The 15,124-nt window shown below is 71.8% G+C and carries 12 protein-coding genes; 7 read left to right on the top strand and 5 right to left on the bottom strand.

Annotated elements, in window-relative coordinates:
• The 4 genes from FPV26_RS11950 to FPV26_RS11935 all read right to left on the bottom strand — a co-directional run.
• On the bottom strand, positions 1–710 hold a 710-nt coding region (locus tag FPV26_RS11950), incomplete at its 3' end, for a biotin/lipoyl-containing protein (protein ID WP_181952656.1).
• Between the two features lie 9 nt (positions 711–719).
• Complete coding sequence (locus FPV26_RS11945; protein WP_147654107.1) at positions 720–1,706, bottom strand: alpha-ketoacid dehydrogenase subunit beta; 987 nt, start codon at positions 1,704–1,706, stop codon at positions 720–722.
• Positions 1,703–2,776, bottom strand: a complete 1,074-nt coding sequence (gene pdhA / locus FPV26_RS11940) for a pyruvate dehydrogenase (acetyl-transferring) E1 component subunit alpha (RefSeq protein WP_147654106.1) — start codon at positions 2,774–2,776, stop codon at positions 1,703–1,705. The genes FPV26_RS11945 and pdhA overlap by 4 nt, the downstream gene beginning before the upstream one ends.
• A gap of 133 nt (positions 2,777–2,909) precedes the next feature.
• Entirely contained in the window at positions 2,910–6,161 is a 3,252-nt protein-coding gene (locus FPV26_RS11935; protein WP_181952655.1) for a lamin tail domain-containing protein, read from the bottom strand.
• A gap of 146 nt (positions 6,162–6,307) precedes the next feature.
• Here FPV26_RS11935 and FPV26_RS11930 point away from each other — a divergent pair, with 146 nt between their 5' ends.
• Together FPV26_RS11930 and FPV26_RS11925 are read left to right on the top strand one after the other, a co-directional pair.
• Positions 6,308–7,177: a tryptophan 2,3-dioxygenase gene (locus FPV26_RS11930; RefSeq protein WP_147654104.1), complete on the top strand. Its 870-nt coding sequence runs from the start codon at positions 6,308–6,310 to the stop codon at positions 7,175–7,177.
• Between the two features lie 136 nt (positions 7,178–7,313).
• On the top strand, positions 7,314–8,816 hold the full coding sequence (locus tag FPV26_RS11925; RefSeq protein WP_147654103.1) for a peptide MFS transporter: 1,503 nt from the start codon (positions 7,314–7,316) through the stop codon (positions 8,814–8,816).
• Between the two features lie 98 nt (positions 8,817–8,914).
• On the opposite strand, the gene FPV26_RS11920 is transcribed toward FPV26_RS11925, so the two are convergent.
• Positions 8,915–9,400, bottom strand: a complete 486-nt coding sequence (locus FPV26_RS11920) for a MarR family winged helix-turn-helix transcriptional regulator (protein WP_147654102.1) — start codon at positions 9,398–9,400, stop codon at positions 8,915–8,917.
• Positions 9,401–9,508: 108 nt separating this feature from the next.
• Between FPV26_RS11920 and hppD the strand changes: the two genes are divergently transcribed.
• From hppD to FPV26_RS11895, 5 genes are read left to right on the top strand one after another with little or no spacing between them, the layout of a single operon-like run.
• Complete coding sequence (hppD, locus tag FPV26_RS11915) at positions 9,509–10,624, top strand: 4-hydroxyphenylpyruvate dioxygenase (protein WP_181952654.1); 1,116 nt, start codon at positions 9,509–9,511, stop codon at positions 10,622–10,624.
• Complete coding sequence (hmgA, locus tag FPV26_RS11910; RefSeq protein ID WP_147654101.1) at positions 10,624–11,919, top strand: homogentisate 1,2-dioxygenase; 1,296 nt, start codon at positions 10,624–10,626, stop codon at positions 11,917–11,919. The genes hppD and hmgA overlap by 1 nt, the downstream gene beginning before the upstream one ends.
• A 50-nt stretch (positions 11,920–11,969) precedes the next feature.
• Positions 11,970–12,932 carry a calcium/sodium antiporter gene (locus tag FPV26_RS11905; protein ID WP_147654100.1) on the top strand — a complete coding sequence of 321 codons (963 nt, stop codon included), beginning with the start codon at positions 11,970–11,972 and terminating at the stop codon, positions 12,930–12,932.
• A gap of 10 nt (positions 12,933–12,942) precedes the next feature.
• A complete protein-coding gene (gene nhaA / locus FPV26_RS11900; RefSeq protein ID WP_246109283.1) occupies positions 12,943–14,178 on the top strand; it encodes a Na+/H+ antiporter NhaA in 1,236 nt (411 codons plus the stop codon).
• A 3-nt stretch (positions 14,179–14,181) separates the two neighbouring features.
• The gene (locus FPV26_RS11895; protein WP_147654099.1) at positions 14,182–15,036 is read left to right on the top strand and encodes an NAD-dependent epimerase/dehydratase family protein; all 855 of its coding nucleotides are present in this window, start codon (positions 14,182–14,184) and stop codon (positions 15,034–15,036) included.
• Positions 15,037–15,124: the final 88 nt, after the last annotated feature.

Genomic DNA, 15,124 nt, shown 5'->3' with positions numbered 1-15,124 from the left:
GCGGGCGCGTTGGCAACGGCGGCCACGCGCGGCGCCGGCGCGGCGCCGGGGCGGGCGCTGCCCTCGGCCGCGGCGCGCTTGACGTCCTCCATCGTCACCACGCCGTCCGCGCCGCTCGGGCGCACGCGGCTGATGTCCACGCCGAGCTTGCGCGCCATCGCGCGCACCGCCGGCATCGCCTTGACCCCGCCGACCGCGACCGCCTGCTCGCTGCGCACCGCGTCGGACACCTGCATCGCGCCGACCACGGTGCCACTGTCCTCGCGCAGCACTTCGGTGCGGGTGGCGGGCGCGCCCTTCGGCGCGGGCGTGCCGGCGGCGCTGATCGCGCCGCCGTCGTCGGAGGCGATCACGCGCTCGGCATTCTCCGGTGCGCGCTGGCCGACGCCGCCGTGGCTCGCGGCCGCGGCCGGCGGGCCGTGGTGATGGCCGGTGTCCTGCCCTTCCGCGCGCTGCGGCAGCGCAGGATCCACCTCGAACTCGGCCAGCATCGTGCCGGTGACGATCACGTCGCCCGGGCCGCCGGCGAGCCGGAGCACCTTGCCCGACACCGGCGAGGGCACCTCGACCACCGCCTTGGCGGTCTCCATCGAGACCAGCGGCGCATCCAGCAGGATCGTGTCGCCCTCCTTCACGAACCACTCGACGATGGTGGCGTCGGGCAGGCCTTCGCCCAGGTCGGGCAGCAGGAACGTCTTCTTCTGGCTCATCGGCAGTCCTCAGCTGGCGGCCAGCGTGCGCTTGGCCGCGGCGACGATCTTGTCCACGCCCGGCAGGTACTTCATCTCCAGCCGGAACAGCGGGATGTGGGTGTCGTAACCGGTCACGCGTTCGACCGGCGCGAGCAGGTCGTACATGCATTCCTCGGCCAGGCGCGCGGCGATCTCGGCGCCGAAGCCGGCGGTCTTCGGCGCCTCGTGCACGATCACGCAACGGCCGGTCCGGGCCACCGACTCGGCGATGGTGGCGAAGTCGAGCGGCTTGAGCGTGGCCACGTCGATGACCTCGGCGCTGATGCCCTCGGCGGCGAGCTTCTCGGCCGCCTCCAGCGTCTCCTTCACCTGCGCGCCCCAGGTCACCAGGGTCACGTCGTTGCCGTCGCGCAGCACGTAGCACACGTCCAGCGGCAGCGCCTCGCCGTCGTCGGGCACCAGTTCCTTGTACTGGCGGTAGATGCGCTTGGGCTCCATGTAGATGACCGGATCCGGGTCGCGGATCGCGGCCAGCAGCAGGCCGTAGGCGCGCGCCGGCGAGGACGGCATCACCACGCGCAGGCCGGGCACGTTGGTGAAGATCGCCTCGTTGGCCTCGCTGTGGTGTTCCGGCGCGCGGATGCCGCCGCCCCAGGGCACGCGCAGCACCATCGGGCAGGTCAGGCGGCCGCGGGTGCGGTAGCGGAAGCGCGCGGCGTGGCAGACGATGTGGTCCACCATCGGATAGACGAAGCCGTCGAACTGGGCCTCGGCCACCGGACGCATGCCCTGCGAGGCCAGGCCGACGGTGAGGCCGGCGATGGTGGTCTCGTCGAGCGGCGTGTCGAGCACGCGCTCGGGCCCGAACTGCGCCTGCAGGCCGGCGGTGGCGCGGAACACGCCGCCGTTCACGCCCACGTCCTCGCCGAGCACGATCACCGACGGATCGCGGCGCATCTCGTGGGCCAGCGCCTGGGTGATGGCCTCGATCAGGGTGATGGGCTGCGCGCTCATGCCTGCTTCTCCTGCGCCAGGGCCATCTCGCGCTGCGCCAGCAGGTCCGGCGGCGGATCGGCGTAGAGGTAGTCGAACATCGCGGTCACCGGCTGCACCGGCGTCTCCAGGTAGGCGTTGATCTCGGCGTCCACCTGCCGGGCGCACTCCTCGGTCCAGGCCTTTTCCTGTGCCTCGTTCCAGACCCCGGCGTGGGCGAGGAAGGTGCGCAGGCGCGCGACCGGTTCGCGCTGCCAGGCGGCCTTGACCTCGTCCTCGCTGCGGTAGCGGCGGGCGTCGTCGGCGGTGGTGTGGTCGTGCAGGCGGTAGGTGAGGAACTCGATCACGCTGCCGCCTTCGCCGGCGCGGGCGCGGGTCATCGCCCGGCGCATGCCCTCGAGCACGGCGATCAGGTCGTTGCCGTCCACCTGCAGGCAGTGCAGGCCGCCGGCCAGGCCCTTCTGCGCCAGGGTCTGGGCGCCGGTCTGCGCGCTGCGCGGCACCGAGATCGCCCAGCCGTTGTTGATGATGCACTGCACGAACGGCAGCCGGTAGGCGCCGGCGGCGTTGATCGCGGCGTAGGTGTCGGTCTTGGACGAGCCGCCGTCGCCGCAGCAGGTGACGGCCACGCGCGGTTCGCCGCGCAGCTTGAACGCGAGCGCGGCGCCGGCCGCGTGCAGGCACTGGGTCGCGATCGGCACGCACCAGGGGTAGTCGTGCTTCGGGCCGGAGAAGTCGTTGCCGCGCTCGTCGCCGCCCCAGTACAGCAGCACCTCGCGCGGCTTGACCCCGCGCATGAACTGCGCGCCGTACTCGCGGTAGCTGGGCGCGAACACGTCCTCCGGGCGCATCGAGGCGCCGATGCCGACGTGGGTCGCCTCGTGGCCGAGGCAGCTGGCATAGGTGCCGCGCTTGCCGGTGCGCTGCAACGCGATCGCCTTGGCGTCGAAGGTGCGCACGAACAGCATCTGCTTGAACAGCGGCACCAGCGCGGCGGGGTCGCGGAAGGCCTGCGGCAGCTCGGCGACGGCCTTGCCGTCCGGGCCGAGGTACTGCAGGTATTCGATCTGGAACTGGGCGGCGATGGTCATCGGTACCGGTTTCCGGAACGGCAAGAGCACCGATGATAACCGCAGGCCCCCTCCGGACCCCGGCGTATGGACGCCCGCGCCGCGCGGAACGCGACCGTGGCCGCGTTCCGGGCGAGCGTGCGCGCGGCGCGGTTCAGCCGCCCGGCGTGGGCGCCGGGCGCGGCGGCGCCGGCGTGTCGCGCGGCGCGCCGACGATCCGGGTGCGCAACGCGGCGGTGTCGTCGGCCGGATCCGGATCGGGCGTGGCGGCGTCGGCGCGGGCCTCGAGCACCAGTTCGTCGCGGCCCTGCCGCGGCGGCGCGGTGATGGCGAAGTCGAAGGCCTGCGTGCGTCCGGCGGCGAACGCGGCCTCGTGCGCGCATTCGGCGGCGAAGCCGGGTCCGGCCGCCGTCACTTCGCATGCCCAGCCGGCCGGGGCGGCGATCGCGACCGCCGTGGGCGGCGCGTCGCCGTGCAGCCGCACGCGCGGCTGCCAGGCCGCGTCGGCGCCGTCGTTGCGCAGGGTGAGCGGGAAGCGCGCGGTGGTGCCGCTGCGGAACGGCAGCGTCGGGCCGGACAGCGCGAGCGCAAGGTCGGCTTCGGCGCGCACCTGCACCTGCGCCTCGGCCAGGTTGTCGGCGTTGGCCGGGTCGGTGATGGTCGAGGCCGCGGCCACCGCCATGCGCAGGCTGCGGCCGCCGAGCGCGTCGCCGGCCGGGACCTCCACCGTGAACGCGGCCGAAGCGCCGGGCTCCAGCCGCGGCGTGGTGCAGGCGCAGGTGGTGGCGTGCGCCTCGGTCGCCGGCGCGCTGCACTGCCAGCCTTCCGGCGCGTGCACCGTCGGCGCCACCGCCGCGTCGAAGGCGAAGCCGACGCTGGCGTGCAGCGCCGCGTTCGGGCCGGCGTTGCGCACCTGCGCCTGGAACGGGACCCGTGCGCCCACCCGCACTTCCGCCGGCGCGCTCGCCGTGGCGGCGAGGTCGGCGCTGCGGAACGCCGGCACCGCGATCGCGATCCGCACCGGGTCGTGGTCGGAGCTGCGCAGCGGCGTGGTGCCATCACCGAAGTGGTGCACGCCGAAGTCGGCGTTGATGCGTGCGTGCTCCACCCGCACCGTGAGCGCGTCCAGCACCAGCGCCTCGTTGACCAGGGCATGGTCGAGCGTCTGCGCGTTGCCGCCGAACACGTAGGAGTAGCGCTCGGCCGGGTCGGCCACGAACGCGCCCCCATCCACCAGCGGGGTGCGCAGCGGGCTGTCCACGTAGGTCAGGACCTGCTCGGCCGGCGCCTCCTCGCCGCGCACGATGCCCATCACGTCCACGTAGCCGTCGTTGAACTCGAACGCGTTGAAGTCGCCGACCAGCACGATGCGCTCGCCCGGGTCGCGGGCCTGCCGCCAGTCCACCAGCTGCGCCAGGTACGCCGCCTGCGCGCCGCGCTTGGCGCGCACGCGCTCGCTCTCGCTGGCCCAGCCGTTGCTGCCCGGGCCGAGGTCGTCGATGCCGTTGAGCGAGCGCAGGTGGTTGACGATGACGGTGACGTCGTAGTGCGCGCCGTTGTCCTGGTGCACGCGCGCGCGCAGCAGCAGCGGCGGGCGGTCGTTGAGCAGGTCGGAGGAGCCGTCGGGATTGGCGAAGGTCGCGTCCTTGCCGTACTGGGCCACCTCGAGCACTTCCACCCGCGCCACGCCGGCGCCGTTGTCGCGCGCGCTGACCAGGAAGCCGACGTTGATCCCGCCGCGGTCGTTGCCCGGTTCGAGATAGGGCACGTAGCGCGGCGCGCGCGGGCAGGTCGCGTCCACGCGCGCGGCCAGCAGTTCCAGCACGCGCCGGTTCTCGACCTCGACCACGCCGAGGATGTCGGGCGCCTTGAGCCAGTGGCAGATCGCCGCGGCGGCCTTGGCCAGGCGCTTGTCGAGCGCGGCCGGCTTCAGCGTCGGCGCGCCGTTGCCGTCGGCGACCTCGTCGAACAGGCGCAGCAGGTTGAAGCCGGCGATGGTGACCTCCTCGTAGGCGGGATCGTTCACCGCCTGCGGCAGGCGGCCGCCGGCGACCGCGACCGGCGCCGAGGGATCGGGCAGCAGCGCCCAGGTGCCGGAGGCGTAGTCGAGCACGCCGGTCAGGCCGGTCACTTCCGCGCCGGCGTCCACCGCCAGTGCCGTGGCGCCGACCTGGCCGCGGCTGCGCACCATCAGCCGCTCGGGGTTGGTGTCGAAGCGCGGCGGGTGCTTGCCGGCCGGGATCGGCGTGGCCTCGAGCACGCTCAGGCCGGGCTCGCGGAACGGCCGCGCCACCTCCGGCAGCACGACGTGGAACACGCCGTCGGTGAAGGCGAGCGCGTCGTCCTCGTCCAGGCTGCCGCCGGAGCCGGAGACGGTGCGGGCGCGGGACAGCTGCACGCGCATGCCTTCGAGCCGCTCGAGCGTGGCCGGCGTGGCCGCAGGCGCGAGGTCGGCGGCAGTGAGCGCCACCGGCGCCGGCAGCGGCAGCCCGGTCTCGAGCACCTCGACCACGGGCGTGGTCAGCTGGGTGATCGGGAGCTGGTGCGGGTTGCTGGCCGGGGTGAACTCGGCCACCTGGGCGGTGACCCGCACCCGGCTGCCCACGGCCACCGTCGGCGCGCTGCCGGTGAAGACGAAGATGCCCTCGGACGTGGCCGGGTCGCCGTCGTCGTTGGCGCTCTGCAGGAAGAAGCCGTTGTTGAACCGGCGCGCGGTGACGATGCCTTCGGTGACCACGCGCCGGTCCAGGTACGGCGAGGTCGGGCCCGCGCCCTGGATGCGGGCGATGCTCAGCGCCAGCGGCGCGTCCGGCGGCGCGGTGGCGCTGTTGCGCGGCGTTGGCGTGCCGGCGGTGAAGTCGGCGGCGTTGTCGTTGCTGTCGGCGGCGCCGGCGTTCTTGCGCAGCGCCGCGGTGGTGTTGCCCAGCGTCGGCGCCGGGCCCGTGCCCTCGAAGCAGTTGGCGCCGCCGAAGCCGACGAAGTCCACCACCGCCCCGCCCAGCGGGCAGCTGCCGCTCAGCGTGGCCGTGCCGGCGACCAGGGCGACCTTGCCCGCGCTCGCCGACATCGCGATCGTGCCGCTGGCGTCGGGCGTGGGCAGCGGCGTGGTGCCGCCGGCGCCGTCGGCCTGCTTGACCAGGTAATAGCCGCCGGGCGCGATCGTGCCGGAGAGGTTGGTGCGCTGCCAGCTCGTGCCCGTGGCCGAGGCGTACTGCACCGACCAGCCGCCCAGGTTCACCGGCGCGCTGCCGGTGTTGCGCAGCTCGATGAAATCGCTCTTCCAGGTGGCGCCGCTGTTGCCGCCGCCGCCGTACACCTGGCTGATCACCACCTGGGCCCGGGCCAGCCCGCAGGCCCCGGCCAACATGCATCCCAGCGCCAGCAGGCGCGCAAGTCCGTGCTTCATCCCCTCTCTCCCCAAGCGGCGCGATCCGCGCCATGCGGCCAAAACAAGTCGTGGCCCGGCAGCCTGCCGGCCGTCCGTGACAGTGCGGTGACGCATGCTAAAGGCGATGCAGTACCCTTGTCTGCTGCACCGCACCAGGCGCCGCCATGAGCAGCGAAGACAACCAGCGTCCCCTCGAGGCCGGGATCCACACCGACCTGGCCGGCCGGATCACCTACGGCGGCTACCTGCGCCTGGACCGGCTGCTGTCGGCGCAACAGCCGCTGACCGATCCGCCGCACCACGACGAGATGCTGTTCATCATCCAGCACCAGACCTCGGAGCTGTGGCTGAAGCTGCTGATCCACGAGCTCACCGCGGCGGTGGCGCACCTGCGCGCCGACCGCATCTCGCGCTTCGACAAGGTCGCCGCGCGCTGCAAGCGCGTGCTCGACCAGCTCACCGCGCAGTGGTCGGTGCTGGAGACGCTCACGCCGTCGGAATACATGGAGTTCCGCGACGTGCTCGGGCCGTCCTCGGGCTTCCAGTCGCTGCAGTACCGCATGGTCGAGTTCCTGCTCGGCAACAAGAACGCGCAGATGCTGGCGGTGTTCGCCCACGACCCGGCCGGGCAGGGCGCGTTGCGCGAGGTGCTGCAGGCGCCGAGCCTGTACGACGAGTTCCTGCGCTACCTGGCGCGCTGGGGCCACGCGGTGCCGGCGCGGCACCTGGAGCGCGACTGGGCGCAGCCGCACGCGTTCGACCCGGCGCTGGTGCCGGTGTTCGAGCGCATCTACGAGGACACCGCGACGTACTGGCGCGAGTACGCCTTGTGCGAGGACCTGGTGGACCTCGAATCGCAGTTCCAGCTCTGGCGCTTCCGCCACATGCGCACCGTGCTGCGGATCATCGGCCACAAGCGCGGCACCGGCGGCTCCTCCGGGGTGGGCTTCCTCAAGCAGGCGCTGGAGCTGAGCTTCTTCCCCGAGCTGTTCGAGGTGCGCACGGTGATCGGCGCGCCGCGGCCGGGGCCGTAGGACGCCCGCGGGCGGCGATGTTGCGGCGCAGCATGCGCCCCCGGTTTGACGCCGCCGCCACCGCTCGGTGATCCTCGCGCGTCCCGCGCCCGGCGCGGGTCCTGATTTCCTGAACCAGACACGGGGGGATAACCGCATGAGCGGTGCCGCAATTTCCACCACGCCGGAGCCGATTCCGGAATTCAAGCAGGTGCTCGGCCATCCACGTCCGCTGTGGATGCTGTTCATGACCGAGTTCTGGGAGCGCTTCGCCTTCTACGGCATCCGCTGGGCGCTGGTGCTGTACATCGTGGCCCAGTTCTACGACGGCTCAGGCGCCGGCGAGGCGCCGGCCAACCGCCTGTACGGCGCCTACCTGGCGCTGATCTACGCCGCGTCGCTGTTCGGCGGCTACGTCGCCGACCGCCTGATCGGGCCGCAGCGTTCGATCCTGATCGGCGCGGTGATCATGTCGGCGGGCCTGTTCATGATCGCGATCCCGAACGAACAGGTGTTCCGGATCGGCCTGGCCACGATCATCGCCGGCAACGGCCTGTTCAAGCCGAACATCTCGACCATGGTCGGCAAGCTCTATCCCCTGGAGGATCCGCGCCGCGATTCCGGCTTCACGATCTTCTACATGGGCATCAACGCCGGCGCGTTCGTCGCCCCGCTGCTGACCGGCTGGCTGGCCGAGCACACCTTCGGCGGCTCGCCCGACATGCCCGCCTACAAGGTCGTGTTCCTCACCTCCGGCGTCGGCATGCTGGTGAGCCTGGTCTGGTTCTGGTTCGGGCGGCGCCAGCTCGGCGGCGTCGGCCGCCCGCCGGAGGGCGCGGAGGGCCGGACGCGCTCGCTGTGGGTGGCGGTCGGCACGATCGCGGCGGTGCCGCTGGTGTATTTCCTGCTCACGATTGACGCCGGCGTGCTGGCCTGGATCCTCGGCCTGCTGTTCGTCGCGCTGTGCGTGCTGATCCTGACCGAAGGCGTGCGCGAAGGGGCGGTGCAGCGCGACCGCGCGCTGGCGATGCTGATCATCTTCGCGTTCAACGTGCTGTTCTGGATGTTCTTCGAGCAGGCCGGCAGCTCGTTCAACTTCCTCGCCCAGAACATCGTGGACCGCGACCTGAGCGGCTGGATCTTCCCGGTCGGCTGGTTCCAGTCGGTCAACCCGATCGCGATCCTCGCCCTGGGGCCGGTGTTCGCCTGGCTGTGGGTGCGGATGGGCAAGGCCAACCCCTCCATCCCGCGCAAGTTCGGCCTCGGCCTGATCTTCAACGGCCTGGCCTTCCTGCTGCTGATGTTCGCGCTGTCGAGCCTGGTGGACGACGCCGGCAAGATCCCGTTCTGGACCCTGGTCGCGGTGTACGTGATCCAGACCGTCGGCGAGCTGTGCCTGTCGCCGATCGGCCTGTCCATGGTGACCAAGCTCGCGCCGGTGAAGCTGGTCGGCTTCGGCATGGGCGGCTGGTTCCTGTCCACCGCGATCGGCAACAACCTGTCGGGCATCTTCGCCAGCCACGTCAGCGGCGAGGGCGGCATGACCGTGGCCTCGGCGCACGCCGGCTACACCTTCGGCTTCTGGATCCTGATCGGCCTGGGCGCGCTGCTGTTCCTGATCGCGCCGCTGATCAACCGGCTGATGCACGGGGTGAAGTGACGCTTGCGCCCGCGCGTGCAGCGCGCGGGCGCTGCCGATGACGGCAAGCGACGGCGGCGGCTTCGGCCGCCGTCGTCGTTTCTGGGGGCGCCGGGGAGTCAGCCGGCGGCGTCGCCGGTCTCCAGTGCGTCCACGCCGTCGCCGAGCTTGCGCAGCAGGCGGTCGAGCTGGGCGCGCTCGGTTTCGTCCAGCGGCGCCAGCAGGCGGCGTTCGTAGGCCAGCGCCAGCGGCACCACCTCGTCGTAGATGCGGTGGCCGGCCTCGCTCAGCGCCAGCACCGAGCGGCGGCGGTCCTCGCCGTGGGTGTCGCGTGCGAGCAGGCCGCGGTCGAGCAGGCGCGCCACCGCGCGGCTCACCGCCACCTTGTCCATCGCGGTGCGCGCGGCCACGCCGTTGGCCGACAGGCCGGGATAGCGGCCGAGCACCGCGATCACCCGCCACTCGGTGATGCCGATGCCGAAGCGCCGCGCGTAGGCGCCGGCGATGGTCTGGCTGACCCGGTTGGAAAGCACGCTGAGCCGGTAGGGCAGGAAGTGTTCCAGGTCGAGGCGGGCGTGGCCGGGACGCGGGCGGGCGGGGGGCATGCTGCGATGCGCCTTGCAAATGGTTTCACTTGAAACTATAACTGCACGCTGCCCGGCGCAAGCCGCGGCGCAGCACGCGCCCCACGCATCGCCTCCAGGAGCACCCCGATGAGCGCCCAGCCGCACACCACTCCCGCGCAGCCGAACCTCGGCATGCAGGTGACCACGTTCGAGAACCCGATGGGCATCGACGGCTTCGAGTTCGTCGAGTTCGCCGCGCCCGCGGGCCGGGGTGCTGAGCTGCACGACTATTTCCGCAGGATGGGCTTCACCGCGGTGCTGCGGCACAAGTCGCGCCCGATCACGGTGTACCGCCAGGGCGGGGTCAACTTCCTGGTCAACGAGGACCCGGACTCGTTCGCCGCCGATTTCGCCAAGGCCCACGGCCCCTGCGCCTGCGGCTTCGCGATCCGGTTCAGGAAGCCGGCGCAGGAGGTGTACCAGACGGTGCTGCGCAACGGCGGCGAGGCGGTGACCCACAAGGAGGCGAGCAAGGCGGTGGACGCGCCGGTGGTCAAGGGCATCGGCGACTGCATGCTGTACCTGGTGGACCGCTACGGCGAGCGTGGCTCGATCTACGACGGCGACTACCTGCCGGTCGAGGGCGCCGAGCAGAACCCGAAGGGCTTCGGCCTCACTTTCATTGACCACCTGACCCACAACCTCTACTTCGGCAACATGGAGAAGTGGGCCAGCTACTACGAGAAGCTGTTCAACTTCCGCGAGATCCGCTACTTCGACATCAAGGGCGCCAAGACCGGGCTGGTGTCGAAGGCGATGACCGCGCCGGACGGGATCGTGCGCATCCCGCTCAACGAGTCCTCCGACCCGAAGTCGCAGATCAACGAGTACCTCGACCAGTACAAGGGCGAGGGCATCCAGCACATCGCCTGCTTCACCGACGACATCTACGACACGGTGGAGAGGATGCGCGCGGCCGGGGTCGAGTTCCTGGACACGCCCGACACCTATTTCGAGGTGATTGACCAGCGCATCCCCAACCACGGCGAGGACGTGCCGCGCCTGCAGCGGAACAAGATCCTGATTGACGCCGACCCGGAAACCAAGACCCGCAAGCTGCTGCAGATCTTCACCCAGAACGCGATCGGCCCGATCTTCTTCGAGATCATCCAGCGCAAGGGCAACGAGGGCTTCGGCGAGGGCAACTTCCAGGCCCTGTTCGAGAGCATCGAGCGCGACCAGATGCGGCGCGGGGTGCTGTGATGGCGGCCGGCTACCAGTCGGGATTCGGCAACGAGTTCGCCAGCGAGGCGATCCCCGGCGCGCTGCCGGTGGGGCGCAATTCGCCGCAGAAGGTGGCCTACGGGCTGTACGCGGAGCAGATCTCCGGCACCGCGTTCACCGCGCCGCGGCGCGAGAACCGGCGCAGCTGGCTGTACCGGATCCGGCCGGCGGCGATGCACGGCGCGTTCGCGCCGTATGCCCAGCCGCGTTTCCACAACGACTTCGACGCCGGCCCGGTGACCCCGGACCAGCTGCGCTGGAGCCCGCTGCCGCTGCCGCAGGCGCCGGTCGATTTCGTGGACGGCCTGTACACCATGGCCGGCAACGGCGGGCCGGCGGCGCAGACCGGCGTCGGCGTGCACCTGTACGCGGCCAACCGCGACATGCAGGGCCGCTATTTCTACGACGCCGACGGCGAGCTGCTGCTGGTGCCGCAGCTCGGCCGGCTGCGCATCGCCACCGAGCTCGGCGTGCTCGAGGTCGAGCCGCAGGAGATCGCGGTGATCCCGCGCGGCATCCGCTTCCGGGTCGAGCTGCCGGACGGCCCCTCGCGCGGCTACGTGGCCGAGAACTTCGGCGCGCTGCTGCGCCTGCCGGACCTGGGGCCGATCGGCAGCAACGGCCTGGCCAATCCGCGCGACTTCCTTACCCCGCACGCGGCCTACGAGGACCTGGAGGGCGGGTTCGAGCTGATCGCCAAGTTCCAGGGCCACCTGTGGCGCGCGCCGATCGGCCATTCGCCGCTCGACGTGGTCGGCTGGCACGGCAACTACGCGCCGTACAAGTACGACCTGCGCCGCTTCAACACCATCGGCTCGATCAGCTACGACCATCCCGACCCGTCCATCTTCACCGTGCTGACCTCGCCCAGCGATACGCCGGGCACGGCGAACATGGACTTCGTGATCTTCCCGCCGCGGATCCTGGCGATGCAGGACACGTTCCGGCCGCCGTGGTTCCACCGCAACGTGGCCAGCGAGTTCATGGGGCTGATCCACGGCGTGTACGACGCCAAGGCGGAAGGCTTCGCGCCGGGCGGGGCGTCGCTGCACAACTGCATGACCGGGCACGGCCCGGATGCGGCGACGTTCGAGAAGGCCAGCAACGCCGACCTGTCCAGGCCGGACATCATCACCGACACGATGGCGTTCATGTTCGAGACCCGGGCGGTGATCCGGCCGGCGCAGCAGGCGCTGGAGGCGCCGCACCGGCAGCGCGACTACCAGCAGTGCTGGGCGGGTCTGAAGAAGCATTTCGCGCCGCCGCGCGGCTGAGCGCCGCGGTTGCCGGCTAGAATCGCCCCGGATCCGCGGGAGACGGGGCGATGCTGACGACGGTCGGGATGTTCCTGCTGGGCCTGGTGCTGCTTGCGCTGGGCGGCGATTCGCTGGTCAAGGGCGCCTCGGGCCTGTCGCGGCGGCTGGGCCTGTCGCCGTTCGCCACCGGCGTGCTGCTGGTGGCCTTCGCCAGCTCGGTGCCGGAACTGGCGGTCAACGCACGTGCGGTCTGGGCCGGGTACCAGGACATCGCGCTCGGCAACGCGGTCGGCAGCAACCTGGTCAACTTCGGGCTGACCCTCGGCATCGCCGCGCTGGTCGCGCCGCTGACGGTGCGCTGGCGCGCGCTGGCGCCGCTGCTGCTCGGCTTCGCCCTGGCCAGCGTGCTGGCGATCGTGTTCGGCCGCGACAGCGTGCTCGGCCGCGGCGAGGGCGCCGTGCTGCTGGCGCTGTTCGTGCTCGCGCTCGGGTTCCTGTTCGCGCGCAGCCGCGACGAGCGCGCGGAGGTGCGCGAGGCGCTGGAGGCGTTCGAGGCCACCCGCACCGATCCGCTGCTCAACGCGCTGCGGCTCGCGATCGCCGCGGTGGCGCTCTGGTACGGCGCGCGGCTGGTGGTGGAGAACGCGCCCCCGCTCGGCGCCGCGCTCGGCCTGTCGCCGCTGCTGACCGGCCTGCTGCCGGTCGCGGTCGGCACCGCGTTGCCGGAGATCGCCGCCGCGGTCGCCGCGGCGCGGCGCGGGCAGGGCGATGTGGTCGCCGGCCACGCGATCGGCTCGAGCCTGTTCAACCTGACCTTCGTGCTCGGCGGCATGGCCGCGTTCCGCCCGCTGCCGCTGCCGGGCTCGTTCACCTGGTTCGAGCTGCCGGCGGCGCTGGCGCTCGCGCTGGTGCTGTACCCGATGCTGCGCGGCGATCTGCGCATCACCCGTGGCGAGGGCGGCGTGCTGGTTGCGGCATACTTGGCCTGGTTGCTGTTCGAGCTGGTGCTGATCCAGCCGACGGCGCTCTGACGCTCCCCGCATGGCCATGACCGGACGCAAGCCCCCTCCCGTCCTGCCGCGCGCCGTCGCCGCGCTGCGCGAGTTCTTCCGCCTCGAGGCCGCCGCCGGCATCCTGCTGATCGGCGCGGCGGTGCTGGCGCTGGTGTTCGCCAATTCACCGCTGGTGGATGCCTACAATGCCTTCCGCGCATTGCTGGTACAGGTGCGGATCGGCCAGCTCGACATCGCCAAGCCGCTGCTGTTGTGGATCAACGACGGGCTGATGGCGGTGTTCTTCCTGCTGGTGGCGCTGGAGATCAAGCGCGAGGTGCTGTCGGGCCAGCTCTCCACGCGCGCCCAGATCACCCTGCCGTTCGTGTGCGCATTCGCGGGCGTGGTGGTGCCGGCGGCGATCTACTGGCTGATCAATCGTGGTGATCCGGTGGCGATGCAGGGCTGGGCGGTGCCGGCCGCCACCGACATCGCCTTCGCGCTCGGCATCCTGGCCCTGCTCGGTTCGCGCGCGCCGCCAGGGATGAAGATCCTGCTGTCCACCATCGCGGTGGTGGACGACCTGATCGCGATCGTGATCATCGCCATGTTCTACACCCACAAGCTGTCTCTGGCCGCGCTCGCCTGGGCCGGCGCGGCGCTGGGGCTGATGGTGCTGCTCAACCGGCGCGGGGTGCGTGCGATCGCGCCGTACCTGCTGCTGGGCGCGGTGATGTGGGTGTGCGTGCTCAAGTCCGGCGTGCACGCGACCCTGGCCGGCGTGGCCACCGGCCTGCTGATCCCGCACGTGCGCAAGGGCGACGCGGTGCCGGACGAGATCGAGCATTCGCCGCTGGAGACGCTCGAGCACAACCTGCATCCGCTGGTCGCGTACGTGATCCTGCCGCTGTTCGCGTTCGCCAATTCGGGCCTGGTGTTCGCCAATTTCCAGGCCGACGACCTGCTCTCGCCGGTGGCCCTGGGCGTGGCCCTCGGGCTGCTGCTGGGCAAGCCGATCGGGATCGTCGGCGCGGCGCTGCTGGCGCGCGCGCTCGGCATCGTCCAGCTGCCGCGCGGGATGGACAACAAGTCGCTGCTCGGGCTCGGCCTGCTGTGCGGGATCGGCTTCACCATGAGCCTGTTCATCAGTTCGCTGGCCTTTTCCGACGACGGCCACGTGTACGACATCAGCGTGCTCGGGATCCTGCTGGCCTCGACCATCGCCGCGGTGCTCGGCCTGGTCTGGTCCTGGCTGACCTTGCCGCGGCAGCGGACGCCGGGCTGAGCCATGCGCCGGGCGCTGGTGTTCGGCGCGAGCGGCCAGATCGGCACGCCGCTGGTGGAGCGGCTGCACGCGGCGGGCTGGCAGGTGATCGCGGTCTCGCGCGCGCCGCACCGCGACCGGCCGGGGCTGCACTGGCTGCAGGGCGGTTTCGAGCGGCTCGAAGGCGTGCCGGACGAGGTCGAGGCGATCTTCAGCTGCGGCCCGCTCGACGGCTTCGCGCGCTGGTACGCCGCCTCCCGCATCGCCTGTCCGCGCGTGGTCGCGTTCGGCTCCACCAGCGCCGAGACCAAGCGCGGCTCGTCCGATCCGGCCGAACGCGCGCTCGCCCAGCGCCTGCGCGAGGGCGAGCAGCGCGTGTTCGAGGCCGCCGCCGCGCGCGCGGCACAGGCCACGCTGCTGCGGCCGACCCTGATCTACGGCGCCGGGCGCGACGCCACTCTGACCCGGATCGCGGCCCTGGCGCGGCGCTGGGGCTGGTTCCTGCTGCCGCGCCATGCGCACGGGCGGCGCCAGCCGGTGCACGTGGACGATCTGGCCGAGGCCGCGCTCGCCGCCTGCGCGGCCGCGGCGACGCACGGCCGCACCTACGCGGTGCCCGGCGGCGAGACGCTGCCGTACCGGGAGATGGTGGCGCGCGTGCTGGCCGTGCTGGAGCCGCCGCCGCGCCTGGTGGAGGTGCCGTCGCCGCTGTTCACCGCCGCGCTGCTCGGCGCGCGCGCGCTCGGCCGCATCCAGGGTTTCGGCGACGCCGCGGTGGCGCGGATGCGCCAGGACCTGGTGTTCGACCTCGCCCCGGCCCGGCGCGACTTCGGCTACGCCCCGCGCCCGTTCGTGCCGACCGCGGGGATGTTTGGATGAAGGGTTTTGCCACGGATTTACACGGATGAACACGGATAAGGCTTTTTGAAAAAAGCTTTGCTCTATCCGTGTTCATCCGTGTCAATCC

It is taken from the genome of Vulcaniibacterium gelatinicum (genome assembly GCF_008033445.1).
In the GTDB taxonomy this organism is placed as follows: Bacteria; Pseudomonadota; Gammaproteobacteria; order Xanthomonadales; family Xanthomonadaceae; genus Vulcaniibacterium_B; species Vulcaniibacterium_B gelatinicum.
The sequence above is the reverse complement of the archived record's forward strand: the minus strand, read 5'-3'. Positions and strand labels throughout refer to the sequence as shown.

Excerpts from the sequence above, each read along its gene's own strand:
- FPV26_RS11925 (WP_147654103.1), top strand. The coding sequence starts at position 7,314 with ATGAGCGGTGCCGCAATTTCCACCACGCCGGAGCCGATTCCGGAATTC.
- FPV26_RS11895 (WP_147654099.1), top strand. The coding sequence starts at position 14,182 with ATGCGCCGGGCGCTGGTGTTCGGCGCGAGCGGCCAGATCGGCACGCCG.
- nhaA (WP_246109283.1), top strand. The coding sequence starts at position 12,943 with ATGGCCATGACCGGACGCAAGCCCCCTCCCGTCCTGCCGCGCGCCGTC.
- FPV26_RS11930 (WP_147654104.1), top strand. The coding sequence starts at position 6,308 with ATGAGCAGCGAAGACAACCAGCGTCCCCTCGAGGCCGGGATCCACACC.
- pdhA (WP_147654106.1), bottom strand. The coding sequence starts at position 2,776 with ATGACCATCGCCGCCCAGTTCCAGATCGAATACCTGCAGTACCTCGGC.
- FPV26_RS11935 (WP_181952655.1), bottom strand. The coding sequence starts at position 6,161 with ATGAAGCACGGACTTGCGCGCCTGCTGGCGCTGGGATGCATGTTGGCC.
- FPV26_RS11945 (WP_147654107.1), bottom strand. The coding sequence starts at position 1,706 with ATGAGCGCGCAGCCCATCACCCTGATCGAGGCCATCACCCAGGCGCTG.
- hmgA (WP_147654101.1), top strand. The coding sequence starts at position 10,624 with ATGGCGGCCGGCTACCAGTCGGGATTCGGCAACGAGTTCGCCAGCGAG.
- FPV26_RS11920 (WP_147654102.1), bottom strand. The coding sequence starts at position 9,400 with ATGCCCCCCGCCCGCCCGCGTCCCGGCCACGCCCGCCTCGACCTGGAA.
- hppD (WP_181952654.1), top strand. The coding sequence starts at position 9,509 with ATGAGCGCCCAGCCGCACACCACTCCCGCGCAGCCGAACCTCGGCATG.
- FPV26_RS11905 (WP_147654100.1), top strand. The coding sequence starts at position 11,970 with ATGCTGACGACGGTCGGGATGTTCCTGCTGGGCCTGGTGCTGCTTGCG.